The sequence below is a fragment of the Actinomycetospora sp. NBRC 106378 genome, assembly GCF_030269685.1.
Taxonomy (GTDB): domain Bacteria; phylum Actinomycetota; class Actinomycetes; order Mycobacteriales; family Pseudonocardiaceae; genus Actinomycetospora.
In genome coordinates this window covers 1-21,270 of the sequence record NZ_BSTT01000008.1, presented here as the reverse complement: position 1 = coordinate 21,270, position 21,270 = coordinate 1, and the positions used below count along the sequence as shown (strand labels likewise).

Sequence of the window (21,270 nt, the reverse complement as noted above, 5' to 3'; positions counted from 1 at the left end):
TTTCTCCGGTAGCGAACGCCTTCCCGGAACAGCGGTGGAACGGGCATCGTTGGACCGAGCACGGTCACGAGTGGTGGCCGTGCGAGCAGAACCGGTCATCCCGGTTCGACGTGGCTGGCGTCACGGTGCGGCAACCGCCGACACCGGTGGGTGTCGGTCCCGGCGACTAGGATGGTCCTACGGTGCTCGGTCACGGTGTGAGCATCAGCCAGGGTCCGCGGGCCCGTCGTCGGTGACGACGGGGGAGTGCGCGGGTGTCCGCCGGCGCAGCAGTCAGGAGTGACGAATGTTCGAGAGGTTCACCGACCGCGCGAGGCGGGTGGTCGTCCTGGCCCAAGAAGAGGCCCGGATGCTCAACCACAACTACATCGGGACCGAGCACATCCTGCTCGGACTGATCCACGAGGGCGAGGGCGTTGCCGCCAAGGCCCTCGAGTCGCTGGGCATCGCCCTCGAGGGCGTGCGCCAGCAGGTCGAGGAGATCATCGGCCAGGGTCAGCAGGCCCCCTCGGGGCACATCCCGTTCACCCCGCGCGCCAAGAAGGTGCTGGAGCTGTCGCTGCGCGAGGCGCTGCAGCTCGGCCACAACTACATCGGCACCGAGCACATCCTGCTCGGGCTGATCCGTGAGGGCGAGGGCGTCGCCGCCCAGGTCCTCGTCAAGCTCGGCGCGGACCTCAACCGCGTGCGCCAGCAGGTGCTGCAGCTGCTCTCGGGCTACCAGGGCAAGGAGCCCGCGGAGTCCGGCGGCCAGCGCGGCGAGGGCACGCCGTCGTCGTCGCTCGTGCTCGACCAGTTCGGTCGCAACCTCACCCAGTCCGCCCGCGAGGGCAAGCTGGACCCGGTCATCGGCCGGGAGAAGGAGATCGAGCGGGTCATGCAGGTCCTCTCCCGGAGGACCAAGAACAACCCGGTCCTCATCGGCGAGCCCGGCGTCGGCAAGACCGCCGTCGTCGAGGGCCTCGGGCAGGCCATCGTCAAGGGCGAGGTCCCCGAGACGCTGAAGGACAAGCAGCTCTACACGCTCGACCTCGGGTCGCTCGTGGCGGGCTCGCGCTACCGCGGTGACTTCGAGGAGCGCCTGAAGAAGGTCCTCAAGGAGATCCGCACCCGCGGCGACATCATCCTGTTCATCGACGAGCTCCACACCCTCGTGGGTGCCGGTGCCGCCGAGGGCGCGATCGACGCCGCCTCGATCCTCAAGCCGATGCTGGCCCGCGGCGAGCTGCAGACCATCGGCGCGACGACGCTCGACGAGTACCGCAAGCACGTCGAGAAGGACGCCGCGCTCGAGCGCCGCTTCCAGCCGATCCAGGTGGGGGAGCCCTCGGTGGCGCACTCCATCGAGATCCTCAAGGGCCTGCGCGACCGGTACGAGGCGCACCACCGCGTCTCCATCACCGACCCGGCGCTGGTCGCGGCGGCCACCCTGGCCGACCGCTACATCAACGACCGGTTCCTCCCGGACAAGGCGATCGACCTGATCGACGAGGCCGGCGCCCGCATGCGCATCCGTCGCATGACCGCGCCGCCGGACCTGCGCGAGTTCGACGAGAAGATCTCCGACGTGCGTCGTGAGAAGGAGTCGGCGATCGATGCGCAGGACTTCGAGAAGGCCGCGCGCCTGCGCGACGAGGAGAAGCAGCTCCTCGGCCAGAAGTCCGAGCGCGAGAAGCAGTGGAAGTCCGGTGACCTCGACGTCGTCGCCGAGGTGGACGACGAGCTGATCGCCGAGGTGCTGGCCAACTGGACCGGCATCCCCGTCTTCAAGCTCACCGAGGAGGAGACGACCCGTCTGCTCCGCATGGAGGACGAGCTCCACAAGCGGATCATCGGACAGGAGGAGGCCGTCCGGTCGGTCTCCCAGTCGATGCGCCGCACGCGGGCCGGCCTCAAGGACCCGAAGCGTCCGTCGGGGTCGTTCATCTTCGCGGGGCCCTCGGGCGTCGGGAAGACCGAGCTGACCAAGGCGCTCGCCGAGTTCCTGTTCGGTGACGACGACGCGCTCGTCCAGATCGACATGGGCGAGTTCCACGACCGCTACACCGCCTCGCGGCTCTTCGGTGCCCCTCCCGGGTACGTCGGCTACGAGGAGGGCGGCCAGCTCACCGAGAAGGTGCGCCGCAAGCCGTTCTCGGTGGTCCTCTTCGACGAGATCGAGAAGGCCCACTCGGAGGTCTACAACACCCTCCTGCAGGTGCTCGAGGACGGCCGCCTGACCGACGGTCAGGGTCGCGTCGTCGACTTCAAGAACACGGTCATCGTGTTCACGTCGAACCTCGGTACCCAGGACATCTCGAAGGCCGTCGGCCTGGGCTTCCAGTCCGGTGCCGACACGTCGTCGAACTACGAGCGCATGAAGAACAAGGTCACGGACGAGCTGAAGAAGCACTTCCGTCCCGAGTTCCTCAACCGCATCGACGACATCGTCGTGTTCCACCAGCTGCGCGAGAACGAGATCGTGCAGATGGTCGACCTGATGATCGGCCGCACCGAGAAGCAGCTGCAGAACAAGGACATGTCCATCGAGCTCACCGACGCCGCGAAGAAGCTGCTCGCGCAGCGCGGTTTCGACCCCGTGCTCGGTGCCCGTCCGCTGCGCCGCACCATCCAGCGGGAGATCGAGGACCAGCTCTCGGAGAAGATCCTGTTCGGGGAGATCGAGCCCGGCCAGATCGTGCTCGTCGACGTCGAGGGCTGGACCCCCGAGCTCGACGACAAGGGCGTCACCAAGCCCGCTCCGGAGTCGGCCAAGTTCACGTTCCGGGGCGAGGCCAAGCCCACCCCGGTGCCGGACACCCCTGAGGTCGCGACGGCCTCGGAGTAGTCCGCTCCGCACACGACACGCCCCGGTCACCCTCGTGGTGGCCGGGGCGTTCGTGTGTCCGGCGTGGTGGGCACAGGATCCGTATGACCGCACCCACGAGTCCCACGACCGCCGAGGCGCAGGTCGTCGAGACCTTCCTCGCCGCCCTTGCCCGCCTCGACGTCGACGCGGTGGGAGAGCTCCTCGACCCCGACGTCGTCTACCAGAACGTCTCCCTGCCGGCCGCCCACGGCCGCGAGGCGACGCTGCGCGTGCTCGGGTCGATGGCACGCCCGCTCACGGGCTTCGAGATCCACACCCACCGGCTGGCGGCCACCGGGTCCACCGTGCTGACCGAGCGCACCGACGTGGCGATCGCGGGGCGCGTCCGGATCGCGTTCTGGGTCTGCGGCACCTTCGAGGTGCGCGACGGGCGCATCGTGCTGTGGCGCGACTACTTCGACTGGGCCGACGTCACCCGCGCTGCCGTCTCCGGCGTGGTCCGGGGCGTCTGGTCGGCCCTGCGCGGTCGGTGACCGGTGGTCACCCCTTCGCCGCGGCCCGCTGCTTGTTCTGCGCCCGCCCGGCCTGGACCGCGATGACCACGGCGACGCCGAGCGTGATCCACAGCGCGTACCGGTCGACGACCAGCACCACGTCGACCGCCGACTGCCCCAACGCGTAGCCGAGGCCCGCGACCAGGCCCGTCATGAGGCCCGCGCCGACGATGCTCGCCACGAGGAACCCGACGAGGGACAGGCCGGCGAGGCCGGCGAGCAGGTAGGCCAGCACCGACGGGACCCCGGGCAGGGACGCGGCGACGACGACCAGGAACAGGGCCCACATCGGCCACGACCGCACCCGTTCGACGAACCGCTGCGCCCGGTCGGTCGGCACGAAGAACTTGACGCCCTTCGCGCCCCACCGGCGGCCCGCCCACCAGTAGAGCCAGTCGAACTTCATCTTCCCGACGATGCCCGCGACGATCACCAGCCACAGGTCCGCCTGACCGATCCGGGCGAACGCCGCCCCGGCCCCGATCGCCGAGGAACTGCCGGTGACCGCGGCCAGCGCCGTCGGGTGCGACGCGAGCAGGAACGGGCGCAGCGGGAGGGTGGCCATCGCGAGGACGAACGCGCCGACCAGGCAGCCGATCAGCACCTTGTCGGCCCGCGCCATCGGGCTCTCCCACGGGCGCATGTCGCGCCACTGCGCCTTCGCGGCCTCGATCTCCTCGGGGGAGTACTGCCGACGCCACCGTGAGCGGCGGGGTGCGGGGTCCGCCTCGGGGGCGTCGGTGGTCGCCGTCGGGCGCGCGAGGACCGATGCGTCCCGCCCGTCCGCCCGCTCGGGTCCGGTCGGCGTCTCGTCGCGTTCGGGCACGTCGCCCCCCGTTCCCGCGGCGGCCCGTCCACCGTCCCCGTCGACGGTAGCGGAGGGAGGTTGATTCCCGTGTGTCGTGATCGTCGGGTGTGCGTGGCGCGCACTCCGTGATCCGAGGCAGCGAGGACTGCGGGGAATGCTGCGCGTCACGCACACGAACGTGTGCGTCCCGCGTCGGGGTCACCCGTGTCGAACAGTCGGATGGCCGGAGTGTGCGCGTCCCGCGCAGGGGTCAGCCGGGTCGGATGCTCGGGCGGCGCATGGGAGTCATCACGCCTCGTAGAGCGCCGCCAGCCCCTTCGCCGCGTCGACCATCTGCTCGCGCAGCGTCGAAGGAGACACCACCTCGACCTCCGGGCCCAGCGCCAGGAGCTCCGACCGGGTGGCGGCGATCGACTCCATGGGGATGACCGCGCAGGTCCAGCCCTCGTCGTCGACCGGCCAGGACCGCTCCGCGAGGGCCAGCGCGGTGTGGGGTCGCAGCACCACCGGCGCCAGCTCCATCGCGCCCGGCGAGAGCCGGACCGCGGCCTCGGCCTGGTAGAGCACGGCGGTCACCGACTCGGTGGACGAGGTCCAGTGACGGAACAGGTCGAAGTCGTCGGGCCGCTCGAAGTAGGTGTCGAGGGTCTCGAAGGCGAGCACCCGCGCCACCCGGTACGTCCGCGCCGCCCCGCCGCCGGAGGGCTGGGCCACCAGGTACCAGACCCCCGCCTTGAGCACGACGCCCAGCGGCTCGAGCTCCCGTTCGACCTCCTCGTCGCCCCAGCGCCGGTAGCGGACGCGGACCACGCGCTGGTTCCACACGGCGTCGGCGATCCCGGTCAGGGTCGGCACGTGGTCGGCCTCGCGGAACCAGCCGGGGGCGTCGAGGTGGAAACGCTCGGCGATCCGCCGCGAACGCTCCGCGAGCTCGTCCGGCAGCGCCGCGTGGACCTTGAGCTGGGCGGCCGCGAGCACCCGCCCGAGCCCGAGCTCGGCCGCGGCGGAGGGCATGCCGGCCAGCGCGAGCGAGTCCGCCTCCTCCGGCGACATCCCCGTCAGCCGGGTGCTCCAGCCCTCGAGCAACGAGTACCCGCCGTCGGGACCCCGGTCCGCGTAGACCGGCACCCCGGACTCCGCGAGCGCGTCCATGTCGCGGTAGATCGTGCGGATGGAGACCTCGAGCTCGTCGGCGAGCTCACGCGCCGTCATACGCCCGCGTGTCTGCAGGAGCAGCAGCACGGAGAGCAACCGACTGGCGCGCACGTCTCAGTCCTACCCCATGAGCTGACAGCGCATGTCAGCTACCCGTCACCGCCCGCTCGTCGGGCACACCGTCGTCGTCGGCGTCGAGGAGCAGCGGGTCGGTGACGCCGGCCCGGACCGCCTCCAGCTGGGCCGACACGGCGATCCCGGCGAGCAGCGCGACGCCGGTGACGAACGCCCACAGCAGCAGCACCATGATCCCCGCCAGCGGGCCGTAGGTCGCCGAGAACTCCCCGGAGACCGACACGTAGAGCGCGATCGCGCCCGACGCGACCAGCCACGCGGCGACCGTCGACCCCGCCCCGAGGGCCAGCCACGACAGCCCGGGCTGGTGGCGGCGCGGCGCGAAGCGGAAGAGGGTCGTGACCGCCAGGACCAGGGCCGCGAGCCCCACCGGCCAGCGCACGACGTCCCAGACCGTCTCCGCCGTGTCGCCCCAGTGGTAGACCTCCTCGATGGCCTCACCGGCGGGGCCGCCCGCCACGATGAGGACGAGCCCCACCCCCAGCGCGGTACCCGCCGTCGCCGTCAGGAGGGCCGCGCGGGAGTACTTGCGCAGGGCCGGTCGGTCGCGCTCCACGCCGTAGACCCGGTTGGCGCCGCGCTCCAGCTGGGCGAAGGCACTGGTCATCGCCACGAACGCCGTCACGAGCCCGAAGGCGACGGCCAGCTCGCCGAGGTCCTCGCCCGGTCCGTCCTCCTCGTCGTCGTTCCCGACGGCAGGTCCTTCCGCCCCACGGGCGACGACGTCCGCCAGCAGCTGGTCGCCGGTCCCGGGGGAGACCGCGACGACCGTGCGGGCGACCACCTGGGCCACCGACTCGGCGCCGATCGCCGTGGCGAGCCCGCTGCCGGCGATGATCAGCGGCACCGTCGCGAGCGCCAGCTGCAGGGCGAACGCGCGTGCGTGACTGAACCCGTCCCCGTAGCGGAAGCGGAGGAACGACGTCCGCAGCAGCGTCCCGAGTCCCACGCGGCGGGTGGTGTGCCAGGCGTCGTCGGCCGAGAGGTCCTCGCCGTGCATGTCCGTGGTCTCGGGGACGGCACGCACGGAGCTCACGGCGCCATCATGGCCCGGCCTGACAGCAGGTGTCAGGTGCGACGCGGGAGGGTGGGCCGATGGACGTCACGCGTGAACGGGCCCTCGCGTTCCGGGTGGCCGCGCAGGGTCTCGGACGGCAGACGGCGACGGTGGCCGCAGCGGTGCTCGACCTCGGCGTGCAGCACCACCAGTCGTCCGTCGCGGTGGCCCTCGCGGCCCGGCTGCCCGAGGGACCTCCCGCAGGCGGGGGGTTGGCCTGGACCCACCGGGGCGCCCCGCACCGGCACCACGACGGTGCGCTCGCGCGCTGGTCCCGCGCGCTGCGGCCGCTCGCCGACGCCGACGCGGCGTCCCGCCTCAACCGCACCGCCGACGAGGGCCCTGGCTCCCTCGACGCGATCGACCGGACGGCCGCGGTGCTCGGGGAGGTCGTGACGGCGCCGATGACCAAGGGCGAGGTCTCGACGGCGGTGAGCCGACGGCTGCCCCGGGACCTGCAGCGCGACTGCCCGTCGTGCGGGGTCGTCCACGTCTACGAGCAGCTGCTGCGCCTCGCGGCCCTCCCCGCCGGCGTCACCCTCGAGGCGGGCCGGACCCTGCGCCTGCTGCCGCCGGCCCCGGACTGGGAGCGTCCGTCCGGCCCGGGCACCGCATCGGAGGTGGCCGATCTCGTCCGGGCGGCCGTCCGCGTGCACGGGCCGGTCACGGCCGCGGACCTCGCCGGGTGGATCGGGACCTCCGTCGGGGCCCTGCGTCCGGCGGTCGACGCCGCCGACCTGCTGCCGGTGCTGCTCGAGGGCCGCGACGCCTGGGTGGCGCGGGACCAGGAGGCCCTGCTGCGCGACCCGCCGTCGGGACCCGGCCTGCGGCTGCTGCCCCCGTTCGACCCGCTGCTCTCCGCCCGTGACCGCGCGCTGCTCGTGCCCGACGCCGGCCTCCGGCGCGCGCTCTGGCCCGCGCTGGGGCATCCGGGCGCGGTGCTCGTCGGGACGGAGATCGTCGGCACCTGGCGCCCGCGGGCGTCGGGGCGGGCGCTGACGCTGGAGGTCATGGCGTCCGGGGAGCTCCCGCGGGCGCTGCTCGACGACGAGGCGGCGTGGGTGGCGAACGCGCGCGGGCTGCGGTTGCGTGCGGTGAGCGTGGCGGCCTGACGTCGGGTGTCAGCCGTCTGCCACCGCTGACACCGGGGCGTCGTCAGGCCCAGGCGTCGGTGAGGAGCTCGTCCAGGGCGAGCAGCGTGTCCCGGGCGCCCGCGGCGAGGCCGACCCCACGGCCGTGCCGGACCCCGGGCTCCCGGACGTTCACCCGTACCAGGCGCCCGGAGGCGGCCGACGCCAGCTCGGCGTGCCGGCGGACGGTGGGCACGGCAGTGCCCGCCCCGAGCTCGATCACGGCCACGTCGGAGTGCTCACGCAGCCAGGTCCGGTGCGCCGCCATCCGCTCGGCGTGCGCGCCGGGCACCCACGAGCCGTCGCCGAACATGAGGATGTTCGGCCGCGCCACGGCCCCGCAGCGCGGGCAGGTCGGCAACGGGTCGCGTGCCCGCATCGTGTCCTCGTCGATCGCCACCTCGACGTCGTCGGCCGGCCACGTCGCGTCGGTGCACGGGCGGGTGCACTGCAGCGTGCCGATGGCGCCGTGGCACTCGACCACGGCGTCGTCGGGAAAGCCCGCGGCCTGGAAGGCGCCGTCGACGTTGGAGGTGAAGACCTGTGTCGGCACCCGCCGTGACCAGCCCAGGAGGACGCCGAAGCCCGCGTGCGGGACGGTCGCCCGGTAGAGCGCCAGGCGGTGCCCGTAGAAGCCCCAGGCGAGCGGCGGGTCGTCGTCGAAGTGCTCCGGATCGGCGAGCTCCTCGAACCGCAGTCCGAGCCGCCGGTAGGGCGGGTAGGCCCGCCAGAAGCCCTCCGGGCCGCGGAAGTCCGGCAGCCCGGAGTCGACGCCCATGCCGGCGCCGGCGGCGACGACCAGGGCCGAGGCGCCGCGGAGCAGGTCCGCGGCGCGCTCGACGTCGGGGTCGCTCAGGACTCCCCGCCGGGCTTGCCGACCGAGAGCACGACCTCGAACTCCATCAGGTCGGCGCCGGACGACACCGGCTGCTTGCGCTCGCCGGCGTGCGCCGCGGCGGCCGCGCCGCCGTCGCGCCACGCGACGAACGCCTCCTCGGTCTCCCAGCGGGTGTAGACGAAGTAGCGGTCGTCCCCGGCGCTGGGGCGCAGCAGCTCGTAGCCGAGGAACCCCGGCGTGTCCTTGATCGCCTCGCCACGGGCGGCGAACCGGCGCTCGAGCTCCGGGCCGTTGCCCTCGGGGACCTTGATGGCATTGATCTTCACGACGGCCATGACCCGAGCCTACGTCTCCCCGCCGGACTCGCCCGGCAGCGCGAAGCGGCCGTCGGCGCGCTGCTCGACGAGACCGTCGACGAGCAGGGAGTCGAGGCAGCGGGCGCGCTGGGCGGGGTCGGCGAGCCAGGCGGCCTCGAGCGCCGCCGCGTCGACGGGCCCGGTGGCCCCGCGCAGCACGTCGAGCAGGCGGCCCCGCACCTGGCGGTCCGTCCCCGCCCACCGCTGCCCCTTCCGCACCGGGCCGTCCCACGCGGGGCGGCCCGCGCGCTGCCAGGCACAGAGGTCGAGGACCGGGCAGTCGGCGCAGCGGGGTCCGCGTGCCACGCAGATGCAGGCGCCGAGCTCCATGAGGGCGGCCGAGGTGCGGGCGGCGTCGGCCTCGTCGGCGGGCAGGAGGGCCTCGGTGTCGGAGAGGTCGCGCTTCGCGGCGTCCCCCGCCTGGGCCCGACCGTGCACGGCGCGGGCCACCACCCGCCGGACGTTGGTGTCGACCACGGGACAGCGTCGGCCGTAGGCGAACGCCGCGACCGCGCGGGCGGTGTAGGTGCCGATGCCGGGGAGGGCGAGCAGGACGTCGACGTCCTCCGGGACCACGTCGTCGTGCTCGGCCGCGATCGCGGCCGCCGCGGCCTGCAGGCGGAGCGCCCGGCGCGGGTAGCCGAGCTTGCCCCACGCGCGCAGGACGTCCGCGGTGGACGCCGCGGCCAGGTCGGACGGACACGGCCAGCAGGCCATCCACTCCCGCCAGATCGGGTCGACCCGGACCACCGGGGTCTGCTGGAGCATGATCTCGCTGACCAGCACGCCCCAGCCGGTCACGTCGGGCCCGCGCCACGGCAGGTCGCGGGCGTTCGCGGCGAACCAGGGCAGGAGACGGTCGGCCAGGGCGGGCATCGCCGACGATCCTGCCGCGCGCCCCTCGACGTGCCTCGACGGGGTGAGTTCGCCCGGTGTCCCGGCGCGGGGAGATCGCGGCGCGCGACCCCGCTCCTACCGTGCGTCACATGATGGAGCCGGTGGGACCGCTCCCGCCGTCGGTCTACTGGCGGCGGCGGGCCGTCGCCGTGATCGGGGTCGTGCTCGTCCTCGCCTTCCTGATCTGGGCGATCAGCGCGGCCGCGAGCGCCGACGGCGGGGAGCCGATCGCCGCCCCGGCGCCCTCACCGAGCGTGCCGCCGTCGCCGGTCGCCTCCCAGAGCGCCCTGGCGGTGCCCCCGGGTGGCGCCACCGCGCTCGGGGCTGCCCCGACCGGCCTGGTCCCCTCCGCTCCCGCCTCGATCCTCCCGACGGTCCCGGGCGGGGCGACCCCGCCGCTGCTCGGCGCCGGGTCGACCGGCCCGCAGCAGCCGCCCGCTCCCGCTCCCGCTCCGACGACGGCGCCGCCGAGCCAGGCCCCGGCGCGGGCCGCGGTGTCGCCGTGCGCCGACTCCGCCCTGAAGGTCGCCGCGCGCACCGACCAGCCGCGCTACGGCCTCTCCGAGCGGCCGCAGTTCAGCCTCGTCGTCACCAACACCGGCAAGGAGCCCTGCACCCGCGACCTCGGCCCCGCCCGGACCGCCATGGCCGTGGTCGTCAAGCCGGGCGACGGCCTGTGGGGCAGCGACGACTGCGCTCCCGGCGGCGACCCGGACGTCCGCACCCTCGTCCCGGGCCAGGAGCAGGTGTTCTCGGTCCGGTGGGCGGGCCGGACCTCGGCGCCCGGTTGCCCCTCGGGCCGCGAGGCGGTGCCGGCCGGCACCTACCAGTTGCTCACCCGCCTCGACGGCATCGTCAGCGACCCGGCGCCGTTCACCCTCGTTCCCTAGGCCCTCCCGCCAGCCCGACGGCGGCCAGCGCGCCCTTGATGTCGTCCACCTCGGTGAGGGTCATCCCGGCAGGGGCGACGGTGCCCGGCCCGAACGGCACGATCGCCTGCCGGATGCCCAGCCGGGCCGCCTCCGCCAGGCGGCGGTCGGTGGCGGTGACCCGCCGGATCTCCCCGGTCAGCCCCACCTCGCCCAGCACGACGACGCCGTAGGGCAGCGGCGAGTTCCGGGCGGCCGAGGCGACGGCCAGGGCGATCGCGAGGTCGGCCGCGGGCTCGCGCAGCTTCATCCCGCCGACGGTCGCAGCGAAGACGTCCATCTGGGACAGCGTGAGCCGGCCGTGCTGCTGCAGCACGGCGAGGATCTTGAGGACGCGCGCGGACTCCAGGTCGGACACCGTGCGCCGGGCCGGGGCGTCCTTCCCGACCGGGGTGACCAGACCCTGCACCTCGGCCATGAGGGGCCGCTTGCCCTCCATCGTGACCGTGACGGCCTGCCCGGCCACGCCGCCGCTCATCGTGCCGACGAACAGCCCCGTCGGGTCGGTGACCTCGGTGATCCCGCCGTCGAACATCTCGAAGCAGCCGACCTCGTCGGACGGCCCGAAGCGGTTCTTGAGCCCGCGGACCATCCGCAGCGTGGAGTGCCGCTCGCCCTCGAAGCTCAGGACGACGTCCACCAGGTGCTCGAGCGTGCGGGGGCCGGCCACGGCGCCGTCCTTCGTCACGTGCCCGATGAGCACCACCGGGAGGTCGCGCTGCTTGGCCAGTGCGACCAGCGCCGAGGTGACCGCCCGGACCTGGGACACCCCGCCGGCCGTGCCCTCCACGGTGGCCGAGCCGACCGTCTGCACCGAGTCGACCACGAGGAGCCCCGGATCGACCGCCTCGACGTGGGCGGCCACCTCCTCGAGGTCGGCGGTGGCGGACAGGAACAGGTGCGGCACGACGGCGTTCGTCCGCTCCGCGCGGAGCCGCACCTGGCCCGCCGACTCCTCGCCCGTGACGTAGAGGACCGTGCCGCCCGAGCGGGCGCGCCGCGCGGCGACCTCGAGCAGCAGCGTCGACTTCCCGACGCCGGGCTCCCCGGCCAGGAGGATGACGGCGCCCGGCACGAGTCCGCCGCCCAGCACCCGGTCCAGCTCGCCGACCCCGGTGGGCCGCGACGTCACCGTCTCGAGGCCCACCTCGCCGATGGACCGGACCGGGCTCGACGGCCGGGCGGCCGCTTTCGGGGCACCACCGGGCGCCCCCACGGCGGCGGCCGGCGGGAGGCCCTCCTCGATCGTCCCCCACCCACCGCAGCCGGGGCAGCGGCCGAGCCACTTCGCCGCGGTGTAGCCGCAGGCGGTGCACTCGAACGGGCGGGGACGGGACTTCGTGCTCACGGTGCCGGAGGGTAGGACGACCCCCCGACAGTCACGCCGCAGGCCGCGTGCCCGTGCCGGGGAGGACCCGGCGTCGGGACCCGGTCAGCTGGCGGGGACCTCGCCGGAGGTCGTGAGGAACACGGGCACGGTGACGGTGCCGGCGCGGGCGAAGGTGAAGGTGACCGGGTACGTCGGGCCCGCGTGGAGCACCTGCGACACCCCGGCGAGGGTGATCCGCATCGACCCGTTCGGCTGGGTCGGCGACGGCGGCCCGACCGGACCGGGCTGCGCGCCGACGATGTCGGTGGCCGAGTTGCCGAGGACGGTGGTGAAGCCCTCGGCGCGGACCTGCGAGGCGTAGGGGGTGGACACCGAGACGAGCTGGTCGTCCTGCAGGGCCTGGTTGATGATCGTGCCGCGGAGCGTCACCGACGCCCCCGCGGGCACCACGACCTGGCTGCCCGAGTCGAGCGTGACGTTGCGGAGCAGGACCTGGCCGACGGAGGCCTCGGTGCCCTGGACCGACGAGATGGTGGTGTCGGTCTGGGTCACGGCGCCGGCGCTGCAGCCCGAGAGGACGAGTGCGGCCGCGCCCAGCAGCGTGGCGACGAACAACGCGGTCCGCGGACGTCCCGTCGGTCGGCGGGTCATGGCGCGAGGTCCTCCTGGGTCAGCGGCTCGGCTCCGCCGCGCGTCGGGCGCCCGTCGGATCGGCGACACCCTAGCCCCCGCGCGGCACCCGAGGCGCGCCAGACGTGCTCCCGTGTGGCCCCCACGCGACCCTCCCGACCTCGGGAAGCACGCCCCCGCGCCTCTTGTCAACCCCCTGACCTGCGAAGACGGCCCAATCCCCCTCCGACGTCGTGTCGCGGGCGTGTTAACCTGGAGGCAGCGAAAGGGGCTAGAGGACACATGGTTTTCAAGGTCGGCGAGACCGTCGTCTACCCGCACCACGGTGCCGCTCTCATCGAGGCGATCGAGACCCGGACGATCAAGGGCGAGGAGAAGAAGTACCTCGTCCTCAAGGTTGCCCAGGGCGACCTCACGGTCCGGGTCCCCGCGGACAACGCCGAGATCGTCGGCGTCCGCGACGTCGTCGGTCAAGAGGGTCTGGACCGGGTGTTCGAGGTGTTGCGGGCTCCGCACACCGAGGAGCCGACCAACTGGTCGCGCCGGTACAAGGCGAACCTCGAGAAGCTCGCATCGGGTGACGTCAACAAGGTGGCCGAGGTCGTCCGCGACCTGTGGCGCCGGGAGAAGGACCGTGGACTGTCCGCCGGCGAGAAGCGCATGCTCGCGAAGGCGCGGCAGATCCTCGTGAGCGAGCTCGCGCTCGCCGAGGGCACCGACGAGGTGGCCGCCGAGTCCCTGCTGGACCAGGTACTCGCCTCCTGACGTGAGGGTCGCGGCCGTCGTCCCGGCGGCCGGCTCCGGGGAACGCCTCGGGGCCGGGCTGCCGAAGGCGCTCGTCGAGGTCGCCGGGATCGCGATGGTCACGCGTGCCGTCGACGGACTGCTCGCCACGGGCGTCGTCGACGAGGTGATCGTCGTCGCACCGCCGGAGCATCTCGAGGAGATGGCTGCGGTCACCACGGCGGGTCGGGTCGTCCCGGGTGGACACGACCGCGTCGCGTCCGTGTCCCTCGGGCTGGCCGAGGTGCCCGACGCGGACGTCGTGCTCGTGCACGACGCCGCCCGGTGCCTGTGCCCGTCGGCGGTCGTCGCGGCGGTGGTCGAGGCGGTGCGCGCCGGACATCCGGCCGTCGTGCCGGCGATCCCGGTGGCGGACACCGTGCGCCGGGCGCTGGCCGGCGGGCGGGTCGAGCCGGTCGACCGCACCGGGCTGCTCGCCGTGCAGACCCCGCAGGGCTTCGACGCGGACCTGCTGCGCCGGGCGCACGCCGCAGCCGGCGAACTCCGGGCGACCGACGACGCCGGGCTGGTCGAGGCGCTGGGTGGGTCGATCGTCACCGTGCCGGGGGATCCCCGTGCGTTCAAGATCACGACCCCGTTGGATCTGGCGATGGCGGAGGCCCTGGTGCGCGAGCTGTGAGGGACGCGAGACGGAGCGCAGCGGAGCTCGAGCCGTGAGGGACGCGAGACGGAGCGCAGCGGAGCTCGAGTCGTGAGGGTCGGCATCGGCACCGACGTGCACCCGTTGTCGGCCGACGCGCCGTGCTGGGTGGCCGGGCTCCTCTGGGAGGGCGAGGCGGGTTGCGCGGGCCACTCCGACGGCGACGTCGCCGCCCACGCGTTGTGTGACGCCGTCCTCTCGGCGGCCGGACTCGGCGACGTCGGGGCGGTGTTCGGCACCGGGCGTCCCGAGTGGGCCGGCGCCGCCGGGGTCCGTCTGCTCGGCGAGGTGCGTCGCCTGGTCCACGACGACGGGTGGGTGCTCGGCAACGCCGCGGTGCAGGTGATCGGGAACCGCCCGAAGATCGGGACCCGTCGTCGGGAGGCCGAGCAGGTCCTCTCCGAGGCGGTCGGCGGGCCGGTGTCGGTGTCCGGCACCACGTCCGACGGGCTGGGCCTCACCGGACGTGGCGAGGGCCTCGCCGCCGTTGCGACGGCGTTGCTGCTGCCGCGCTGAGCCGGCTCTTTCCCGGAACCGCCCCCACGGCGCAGGGGCGCGTGCTTGCCTGACCCGGACGAGGGGAGGCGGGCGTGTTCGACGTCAACTGGGAGACGCGGTCGCACGCGGACATCCACGCCCAGCTGCAGGGCCGTGGTGGCGGGTTCACCGACGCGGGTGGGGCGTGGAACTCGCTGGCGACGCGGCTGCGTGACGTCGCCGGGTCGGTCGAGCGGGCGACCTCCGGGATCGCCGCGACCCGTTCCGGGGCGGCCGCGCAGGCGGCGGGCGGGGCGGTCGGGCCGATGGGTCCGTGGGCGGCCGAGGCGCGGGCGTTCAGTGACGCGGTGGGCTCCGCCTCCCACGAGCAGAACCGGGCGCTCGCGGCGACCCGTGGTGCGGTCGGTCCGCCGGTGCCACGCCCTCCGGTGACGTTGCAGACGTGGGAGGGCGTCGGCGCGCTCGCCGCGCTCGACGTCGACTCCGCCGAGCACGCTTCCCTGGACGCCGAACGCCGGGCCCGCGCCGCGATGGGCCGCTACCAGGAGTTCAGTTCGCTGCGGGCGTCCGGCCTGCCGCAGTTCTCGTCGCCGGGGCAGGGGCCGCCGCAGGTCCAGGTGGTCGCCGGGTCGTCGTCGTCCGGCTCCGCGGTGCCGGGCGTGGCTGCGCCCGCGGGTGCGCCGGGCACCGCCGGCACGGTGTCGGGAGGTGTGCCGACCGGATCGGCGGCGACGGCGCCCGGTCCCGGACCGGGCGCCGGTGGACCGGCCGCCCCGCCGGGTCCCGTGGCCCCCGGCGCCGGTCCGACAGCCGGTGGGGCGACCGCGTCGCCGCGACCCGGTTCCCCGGGGGCGCTTCCGCCCGGTCCCGCTCCGGGTCTCCCCGCGGCCGGGGGAGCGGGCGGGGCGTCGACCGGACCGGGACGTCCCGGGGCGTCCGGCGCCGGTCCGTCGGCCGCGGCTCCGGGTGCCGAGGCCTCGGTCGCGCCGCGCCCCGGTGCGGCGCGCCCGTCGCCGGTCTTCGGGCCGGGCGGCGGAAGCGGGACCGTCGGCACCGGTTCCGCGAGCGGCACCGTGGGCAGCGGCTCCGTGGGCAGCAGCACACCGGGCAGCGTCTCCCTCGGGAGCGGCAGCCTCGGGAACAGCGCTGGCGGGAGCGGCAGCGTCGTCAACAGCGGCGGCATCAGCAACAACGGCGGCGTCGGGAACAGCGGCGGCGTCGGGAACAACGGCGGTGTCGGGAACAGCGGCGGCGTCGGGAACAGCTCCCTCGGAGCCCCGACCCGCGCGACCGTCGACCCCACCCGTCTCGGCGGGGCCTCCGTGCTGGAGCCGGCGCTCCCGCCGCGGAACACGTCCGCGACCACCGGCGTCCCGTTCGCGCCCGTCGGGGGCGTCGGCGCGGCAGGCCCGGGCGACCAGCGCCTGTCCCGGGCGGCCTACCTGGTCGAGGACGATCCCGACGCTCTCGCGGGGCCGCTCCCGCCCGTCGCCCCGCCGGTGATCGGCGCATGATGCCCGCGCGCCGGATCCACCTGGACCGCGACGCGGTCGTCGCCACGTGGCGGCACCTGCGGCTGGGCGACCGGCCACCCCTGCTCGACGTGCCCGACCACGGCCCGACCCTCTCCGCGCGCGACGCCGCCGACCACACGGCGCTCTGCGGCCTGCGCGGTCGTGGCCTGGCCCGCACGGGACCCGCGGGCCTGCCGGTCCCGTGCGCCGACCTCGCCGACGCCCTCCGGGTGCTCGACGACCCGGAGGTCGACGTCGACCTGCGCTGCTGGGACCCCGACCAGCGGGGGTGGTTCGCCGCGGTGTCCGGCGAGCTGACGGTGGTCGTCGAGCCCGACCGCGACCACGGCTGGACCCTCGACCTCGTTTCCCGCGCGCCCGGCAGCAGTCCGGGCGAGCTGGTCGAGGCCCTCGCCCGCCTGGTCCTGGCCCGCGCGCCGGACGAACGCCCGACGGGCACGACGCTGACCGTGCCGGCCGACGTGCTGTTCGCCGGGGCACCCACGCACCGCCTGCCACCCGCCGTCGGGAAGCGGATCGCGGCGCTGCGGGCCGAGCCGCCCCGGCGTCGGATGCAGCTGGGGGCCCGGGTGTCCCGACGACGGGTCGGGCCGCTGACCGTCGTCGACGCCGCGGAGGGCCGCACGCTGGTCGAGCGGGACGGCGACACGGTGCGGGTACGCCCCGCCGACCGGCTCGCGATCGCCGGCGAACTGGCCCGGCGGGCGGGGCCGGCGCAGGGGCCCGCACGGGTCGTGACCTGCGGTCCGTAGGATCCGCGTGGTGAGCCTGCACCTGTACGACACCGCTGCACGCGCGCTGCGGGAGTTCCACCCGCAGCACGAGGGCCGGGCGTCGATCTACGTGTGTGGGGCGACCGTGCAGGGAGTACCGCACGTCGGGCACGTCCGGTCCAGTGTGAACTTCGACGTGTTGCGCCGGTGGTTGATCCACCAGGGGCTCGACGTCAGCCTGGTCCGCAACGTCACCGACATCGACGACAAGATCCTCACGAAGGCGGCCGAGGCGGGTCGTCCCTGGTGGGAGTGGGCGGCGACGCACGAGCGGGCGTTCACCGCCGCGTTCGACGCGCTGGGCTGCCTGCCGCCGTCGGTCGAGCCGCGGGCGACCGGGCACGTGACGGAGATGATCGAGCTGATCTCCCGGCTGATCGACGCCGGGCACGCCTACCCGTGCGACAACGGCTCCGGCGACGTGTACTTCGACGTCGGGAGCTGGCCGACCTACGGCTCGCTCTCGGGACAGAAGCCCGACGAGATGGAGCAGGGCGAGGCGGCCTCGCGGGGCAAGCACGACCCGCGGGACTTCACGCTGTGGAAGGCCGCGAAGCCGGGCGAGCCGTCGTGGCCGACGCCGTGGGGACGGGGCCGTCCGGGCTGGCACCTGGAGTGCTCGGCGATGGCGACCCGCTACCTCGGGCCGTCGTTCGACATCCACGGTGGTGGTCTGGACCTGGTGTTCCCGCACCACGAGAACGAGCGGGCCCAGTCCAACGCCGCCGGTGACGGCTTCGCGAACTTCTGGCTGCACAACGCCTGGGTGACGATGGCCGGGGCGAAGATGTCGAAGTCGCTGGGGAACACCCTGACGATCCCCGCGGTGCTCGAGCGGGTCCGCGCGGTGGAGCTGCGCTACTACCTGGTGGCGCCGCACTACCGCTCGACGGTCGAGTACTCCGAGGCCGCGCTCGCCGAGGCGGCGTCGGCCTACCGCCGCATCGAGACGTTCGTGCAGCGGGTCGCCGAGCGCGTCGGCCCGGTCCCGGCGACCGGTGCGGACATCTCCTCGTTCGCGACGGCGCTCGACGACGACCTCGGCACGCCCTCCGCGCTCGCCGCCGTCCACGAGCAGGTGCGGGCGGGCAACACGGCCCTCGCCGAGGGCGACCACGCGCGGGCCCGCACGGCCGCGACGGCCGTCCGCGAGATGACCGGCGTGCTCGGGCTGGACCCGCTCGACCCGCACTGGACCGGCGGGAACGGGGCCGGCGCGGCCGGCACCACCACCCGCTCGGCGCTCGGCGCGCTCGTGGAGGACCTCCTCGCGCAGCGCACCGCGGCCCGCACGAACCGCGACTTCGCGCGCGCCGACGCGATCCGCGACCAACTGACCGCCGCCGGCGTCGGGATCGAGGACACCCCCGACGGACCGGTCTGGACCCTGAAGGACGACGAGCAGTAGCGATGGCAGGAAACTCGCGCCGCCCCGGTGCGCGGCGCAACCCCGGCTCGAAGAAGGGCCCCACGAAGGGCTCCGGTGGCAAACGCGCCCAGGGGCTCGAGGGCAAGGGCCCGACCCCGAAGGCGGAGAACCGCCCCAACCACAAGTCCTACGAGGGCGGCGGCAAGACCGGCAAGTCCGGGCAGGGGGCAGCCGCCCGCCCGACCGGGTCGTCACCGCGCGCCGGAGCCTCCCGTGGCCCGGCCTCGTCGGGTGGCCCGACCCGCCGTCGGGAACGGGAGGCGCCGGACGGGCCGCAGGTGGTCGTCGGGCGCAACCCGGTGATCGAGAGCCTGCGCGCGCACATCCCGGCGACGGCGCTGCACGTGGCGCAGGGCATCGACATCGACGACCGCGTCCGCGAGGCGCTGCGCACCGCGGGCGACCGCGGGATCAGCGTGCTCGAGGTGCCGCGCGCCGACGTCGAGCGCCTGGCCGACGGGTCGGTGCACCAGGGCCTCGCGCTCTCGGTGCCGGCCTTCGAGTACCTGCACCCCGACGACCTGCTCGAGGAGGCCCGGCAGGCGGCCCACCTCGCGAAGGTCGAGCCGCTGCTGGTCGCCCTCGACGGGGTCACCGACCCCCGCAACCTCGGCGCCGTCATCCGGTCCGCCGCCGCCTTCGGGGCGCACGGCGTGCTGCTGCCGCTGCGGCGGTCGGTCGGCGTCACGCCGGTCGCGTGGCGGACCTCCGCGGGCGCCGCTGCGCGCATGCCGGTCGGGCGCGCGACCAACCTGTCGCGGACGCTCGGAGCCTGGAACGACGACGGGTTCGTGACGGTCGGGCTCGACGGGGAGGTGTCGGCGACGATCGACGACCTCGACGCCGTCGCCGGCCCGGACGCCGCCCGCGGGCCGCTGGTGCTCGTCGTCGGGTCGGAGGGCAAGGGGCTCTCGCGGCTCGTGCGCGAGACCTGCACGGGCACCGTGGCGATCCCGATGGCCGGCGACGTGGAGTCGCTCAACGCCTCGGTCGCCGCCGGCGTGGCGCTGGCCGAGGTGGCCCGCCGGCGCCGTTCGGCCTAGCCCCGATCGGAGCGAACGGCACTCTCGCGCACAGAGATGCTGCGTGAGTGCCGCTCGTTCAGCAGGTCAGCCGGCCAGCCACCGCTGGAGCTCCGCCAGCGTCTCCTGCGGGGCCTCCTCCGGGATGAAGTGCCCGCTCGGCATGGCGCGCCCGGTGACGTCGTGGGCGTACTCGCCCCACACGGCGAGTGGGTCGTAGTTCTTCCCGACGAAGCCGTGCTCGCCCCACAGCACGAGCGTGGGGCACTCGAGCCGCTGCCCGGCGTCCCAGGTCTCCTCGTCGTCGGTGAGGTCGATCCCGGCGCCCGCCTTGTAGTCGGCGGTGGTCGCGGCGATCGTGGCCGGGTCGGAGAACGCGGCGATGTAGTGGTCCATGACCTCCGGCTCCATGGTGACGCCGGGCGCCAGGAGCCGCTCCACCATCGTGCGGATCCAGAACTCCGGGGCGCCGCGCAGGAGGGTCTCGGGGACGTCGCCGCCGGTGGCCAGGAAGAACCAGTGGAAGTACCCGAACGCCAGGTCCCGCGTGACGTTCGCGAACACGTGGCGGGTCGGGACGATGTCCAGCAGGGCCAGCCGCGCCACCGCGTCCGGGTGGTCGAGGGTGAGGCGGTGCGACACCCGGGCGCCGCGGTCGTGGCCCACCAGGTCGAAGCGGTCGAAGCCCAGCGACCGCATCACCGCGACCTGGTCGGCCGCCATGGCGCGCTTGCCGTAGTTGCGGGCGTCGTCGTCGGGGGTGGGCTTGTCGGAGGCGCCGTAGCCGCGCAGGTCGGGGACCACGACGGTGTGGTCGCGCGCGAGGTCCGGCGCGATGTCCCGCCACATCAGGTGGGTCTGCGGGTAGCCGTGGAGCAGCAGCACCGGGTCGCCCGTCCCGCCGACGGCGACGTTGATCGACACCCCGTCCGCATCCACTCGCCGGTACGTGAACGGCTCCGGCAGCTGGGTCATGGCGCTCCTTCGCGACGACGGGTGCGGTGCCCCTGGCAGTGGGCGCCCACGGGCGAATCTATTGAGCGAAGGGCCCCTTCGCTCACGAGGGACGGCGGGCGCGCCACGGCGGGCAAGATCCCACCGCGCGGAGCGAAGTGCTCGCTGAGCGACCACTTCGCTCCGCGCAATGAGATCTTGGGGGAGTCGGAGCGGCCCGGCCCACGAGTCGCCGCCACGAGGGTGACGTCAGGCAGACGTGCGGGGCCAGGACGCTGCCTGGTGTGACTCTCGCGGCGGAGTCGCCGCAGCGAGGGTCACGCAGGTTCGTGGGCCTCGGAGGCTGCCTGGTGTCGGGCGTCGTCGGTCGAGGCATCGGACGACGACCGCCGCCCCGTCAGCCGGGTCGGCGTGAACAGTTCGGTCTCGGCGGTGCGTCCGCGCAGGGTGCGGTGTCCGATGGAGGTCCACCGCGTCGCCTCGTCCCCGGCCCGCTCGATCGCGGCGCCGGAACCCACCACTCCGCCTTCGACGTCCTTGGCGAGGTCGCAGAGTCGGGCGGCCTCGTTCACGGGGTCGCCGATGACGGTGTACTCGTAGCGGCGTCGGTCGCCGATGTTGCCCGCGACCGCCTCCCCGGCGGAGACCCCGATGCCGGCGCCGAGGTCGGTGGAGCCGGGGAAGACCTCCTCGGCGAGCCGGGCCGCCATCACCCGCCCCGCCGCCAAGGCACACCCCGCGGCGTCGTCCATGTCGGTGGGGGCGCCGAACACCGCGAGCGCGGCGTCGCCCTCGAACTTGTTGATCCACCCGCTGTGGTGCTCGACGACGTCGATGACCACGGCGAAGAACTCGTTCAACAGTTCGACGACCTCGTGCGGGGGTCGGGTCGCGGCCAGGGTGGTGGAGCCGACGAGGTCGACGAACAGGACGGCGACCTCGCGGACCTCGCCGCCGAGTTCGACGTCGTTGTCCATGGCGTGGCGG

Annotated in this window: 21 protein-coding genes; 11 read left to right on the top strand and 10 right to left on the bottom strand. The window is 74.4% G+C overall.

The window, feature by feature from the left end; all coding sequences use genetic code 11:
* Window positions 1–286 precede the first annotated feature (286 nt).
* Window positions 287–2,827 carry an ATP-dependent Clp protease ATP-binding subunit gene (locus tag QSK00_RS18170; RefSeq protein ID WP_026204656.1) on the top strand — a complete coding sequence of 847 codons (2,541 nt, stop codon included), beginning with the start codon at window positions 287–289 and terminating at the stop codon, window positions 2,825–2,827.
* Window positions 2,828–2,910: 83 nt separating this feature from the next.
* The gene (locus tag QSK00_RS18165) at window positions 2,911–3,342 is read left to right on the top strand and encodes a limonene-1,2-epoxide hydrolase family protein (protein WP_285592610.1); all 432 of its coding nucleotides are present in this window, start codon (window positions 2,911–2,913) and stop codon (window positions 3,340–3,342) included.
* A 7-nt stretch (window positions 3,343–3,349) separates the two neighbouring features.
* Here the strand turns inward: QSK00_RS18165 and QSK00_RS18160 are convergent, their stop codons facing one another.
* The 3 genes from QSK00_RS18160 to QSK00_RS18150 form a co-directional block, all read right to left on the bottom strand.
* Entirely contained in the window at window positions 3,350–4,189 is an 840-nt protein-coding gene (locus tag QSK00_RS18160; protein WP_285592608.1) for a DedA family protein, read from the bottom strand.
* A 270-nt stretch (window positions 4,190–4,459) separates the two neighbouring features.
* Window positions 4,460–5,437 (bottom strand): helix-turn-helix transcriptional regulator, encoded by a 978-nt coding sequence (locus tag QSK00_RS18155; protein WP_285592606.1) that lies wholly within the window; start codon window positions 5,435–5,437, stop codon window positions 4,460–4,462.
* 34 nt (window positions 5,438–5,471) lie between these two features.
* Window positions 5,472–6,497: a YihY/virulence factor BrkB family protein gene (locus QSK00_RS18150; RefSeq protein ID WP_285592604.1), complete on the bottom strand. Its 1,026-nt coding sequence runs from the start codon at window positions 6,495–6,497 to the stop codon at window positions 5,472–5,474.
* A 59-nt stretch (window positions 6,498–6,556) separates the two neighbouring features.
* Between QSK00_RS18150 and QSK00_RS18145 the strand changes: the two genes are divergently transcribed.
* Window positions 6,557–7,630, top strand: a complete 1,074-nt coding sequence (locus tag QSK00_RS18145; RefSeq protein WP_285592602.1) for a DNA glycosylase AlkZ-like family protein — start codon at window positions 6,557–6,559, stop codon at window positions 7,628–7,630.
* Window positions 7,631–7,673: 43 nt separating this feature from the next.
* Here QSK00_RS18145 and QSK00_RS18140 read toward each other — a convergent pair whose 3' ends face one another.
* The 3 genes from QSK00_RS18140 to QSK00_RS18130 all read right to left on the bottom strand — a co-directional run bounded on the left by QSK00_RS18140 (window position 7,674) and on the right by QSK00_RS18130 (window position 9,718).
* The gene (locus tag QSK00_RS18140) at window positions 7,674–8,426 is read right to left on the bottom strand and encodes an SIR2 family NAD-dependent protein deacylase (RefSeq protein ID WP_285592600.1); all 753 of its coding nucleotides are present in this window, start codon (window positions 8,424–8,426) and stop codon (window positions 7,674–7,676) included.
* A gap of 74 nt (window positions 8,427–8,500) precedes the next feature.
* Window positions 8,501–8,821, bottom strand: a complete 321-nt coding sequence (locus QSK00_RS18135) for an antibiotic biosynthesis monooxygenase family protein (RefSeq protein WP_285592598.1) — start codon at window positions 8,819–8,821, stop codon at window positions 8,501–8,503.
* Between the two features lie 9 nt (window positions 8,822–8,830).
* On the bottom strand, window positions 8,831–9,718 hold the full coding sequence (locus QSK00_RS18130) for an HhH-GPD family protein (RefSeq protein WP_285592597.1): 888 nt from the start codon (window positions 9,716–9,718) through the stop codon (window positions 8,831–8,833).
* 110 nt (window positions 9,719–9,828) lie between these two features.
* On the opposite strand from QSK00_RS18130, the gene QSK00_RS18125 reads away from it, so the two are divergent.
* Entirely contained in the window at window positions 9,829–10,629 is an 801-nt protein-coding gene (locus QSK00_RS18125) for a hypothetical protein (RefSeq protein WP_285592595.1), read from the top strand.
* Here QSK00_RS18125 and radA read toward each other — a convergent pair.
* Window positions 10,613–12,016, bottom strand: coding sequence for a DNA repair protein RadA (gene radA, locus QSK00_RS18120; RefSeq protein ID WP_285592593.1), 1,404 nt, complete (start codon window positions 12,014–12,016; stop codon window positions 10,613–10,615). The genes QSK00_RS18125 and radA overlap by 17 nt on opposite strands.
* 84 nt (window positions 12,017–12,100) lie before the next feature.
* Window positions 12,101–12,649, bottom strand: a complete 549-nt coding sequence (locus QSK00_RS18115) for a copper chaperone PCu(A)C domain-containing protein (RefSeq protein WP_285592591.1) — start codon at window positions 12,647–12,649, stop codon at window positions 12,101–12,103.
* Between the two features lie 261 nt (window positions 12,650–12,910).
* Between QSK00_RS18115 and QSK00_RS18110 the strand changes: the two genes are divergently transcribed.
* The 7 genes from QSK00_RS18110 (at window position 12,911) to rlmB (ending at window position 19,350) form a co-directional block, all read left to right on the top strand.
* Window positions 12,911–13,393 carry a CarD family transcriptional regulator gene (locus tag QSK00_RS18110; RefSeq protein ID WP_116707106.1) on the top strand — a complete coding sequence of 161 codons (483 nt, stop codon included), beginning with the start codon at window positions 12,911–12,913 and terminating at the stop codon, window positions 13,391–13,393.
* A gap of 1 nt (window position 13,394) precedes the next feature.
* On the top strand, window positions 13,395–14,051 hold the full coding sequence (gene ispD / locus QSK00_RS18105) for a 2-C-methyl-D-erythritol 4-phosphate cytidylyltransferase (RefSeq protein WP_285592585.1): 657 nt from the start codon (window positions 13,395–13,397) through the stop codon (window positions 14,049–14,051).
* A 72-nt stretch (window positions 14,052–14,123) separates the two neighbouring features.
* Window positions 14,124–14,588 carry a 2-C-methyl-D-erythritol 2,4-cyclodiphosphate synthase gene (gene ispF, locus QSK00_RS18100; protein ID WP_285592583.1) on the top strand — a complete coding sequence of 155 codons (465 nt, stop codon included), beginning with the start codon at window positions 14,124–14,126 and terminating at the stop codon, window positions 14,586–14,588.
* Between the two features lie 74 nt (window positions 14,589–14,662).
* A complete protein-coding gene (locus tag QSK00_RS18095) occupies window positions 14,663–16,084 on the top strand; it encodes a hypothetical protein (RefSeq protein WP_285592581.1) in 1,422 nt (473 codons plus the stop codon).
* Window positions 16,081–16,857, top strand: a complete 777-nt coding sequence (locus QSK00_RS18090) for an ESX secretion-associated protein EspG (RefSeq protein WP_285592579.1) — start codon at window positions 16,081–16,083, stop codon at window positions 16,855–16,857. The genes QSK00_RS18095 and QSK00_RS18090 overlap by 4 nt, the downstream gene beginning before the upstream one ends.
* A gap of 10 nt (window positions 16,858–16,867) precedes the next feature.
* Window positions 16,868–18,286, top strand: a complete 1,419-nt coding sequence (cysS, locus tag QSK00_RS18085; protein WP_285592577.1) for a cysteine--tRNA ligase — start codon at window positions 16,868–16,870, stop codon at window positions 18,284–18,286.
* A 2-nt stretch (window positions 18,287–18,288) separates the two neighbouring features.
* Window positions 18,289–19,350: a 23S rRNA (guanosine(2251)-2'-O)-methyltransferase RlmB gene (gene rlmB / locus QSK00_RS18080; RefSeq protein WP_285592575.1), complete on the top strand. Its 1,062-nt coding sequence runs from the start codon at window positions 18,289–18,291 to the stop codon at window positions 19,348–19,350.
* Between the two features lie 66 nt (window positions 19,351–19,416).
* Here rlmB and QSK00_RS18075 read toward each other — a convergent pair whose 3' ends face one another.
* Window positions 19,417–20,304, bottom strand: a complete 888-nt coding sequence (locus tag QSK00_RS18075; RefSeq protein WP_285592573.1) for an alpha/beta fold hydrolase — start codon at window positions 20,302–20,304, stop codon at window positions 19,417–19,419.
* A gap of 296 nt (window positions 20,305–20,600) precedes the next feature.
* A partial coding sequence (locus QSK00_RS18070; RefSeq protein WP_285592571.1) for an adenylate/guanylate cyclase domain-containing protein occupies window positions 20,601–21,270 on the bottom strand: 670 nt, incomplete at its 5' end.

Bases quoted from the DNA above. Each gene is read 5' to 3' on its own strand.
- QSK00_RS18110 (WP_116707106.1), top strand. From the start codon at position 12,911: ATGGTTTTCAAGGTCGGCGAGACCGTCGTCTACCCGCACCACGGTGCC.
- QSK00_RS18145 (WP_285592602.1), top strand. From the start codon at position 6,557: ATGGACGTCACGCGTGAACGGGCCCTCGCGTTCCGGGTGGCCGCGCAG.
- QSK00_RS18115 (WP_285592591.1), bottom strand. From the start codon at position 12,649: ATGACCCGCCGACCGACGGGACGTCCGCGGACCGCGTTGTTCGTCGCC.
- QSK00_RS18170 (WP_026204656.1), top strand. From the start codon at position 287: ATGTTCGAGAGGTTCACCGACCGCGCGAGGCGGGTGGTCGTCCTGGCC.
- QSK00_RS18165 (WP_285592610.1), top strand. From the start codon at position 2,911: ATGACCGCACCCACGAGTCCCACGACCGCCGAGGCGCAGGTCGTCGAG.
- QSK00_RS18075 (WP_285592573.1), bottom strand. From the start codon at position 20,304: ATGACCCAGCTGCCGGAGCCGTTCACGTACCGGCGAGTGGATGCGGAC.
- QSK00_RS18135 (WP_285592598.1), bottom strand. From the start codon at position 8,821: ATGGCCGTCGTGAAGATCAATGCCATCAAGGTCCCCGAGGGCAACGGC.
- QSK00_RS18140 (WP_285592600.1), bottom strand. From the start codon at position 8,426: ATGGGCGTCGACTCCGGGCTGCCGGACTTCCGCGGCCCGGAGGGCTTC.
- QSK00_RS18125 (WP_285592595.1), top strand. From the start codon at position 9,829: ATGATGGAGCCGGTGGGACCGCTCCCGCCGTCGGTCTACTGGCGGCGG.
- QSK00_RS18090 (WP_285592579.1), top strand. From the start codon at position 16,081: ATGATGCCCGCGCGCCGGATCCACCTGGACCGCGACGCGGTCGTCGCC.
- rlmB (WP_285592575.1), top strand. From the start codon at position 18,289: ATGGCAGGAAACTCGCGCCGCCCCGGTGCGCGGCGCAACCCCGGCTCG.
- QSK00_RS18130 (WP_285592597.1), bottom strand. From the start codon at position 9,718: ATGCCCGCCCTGGCCGACCGTCTCCTGCCCTGGTTCGCCGCGAACGCC.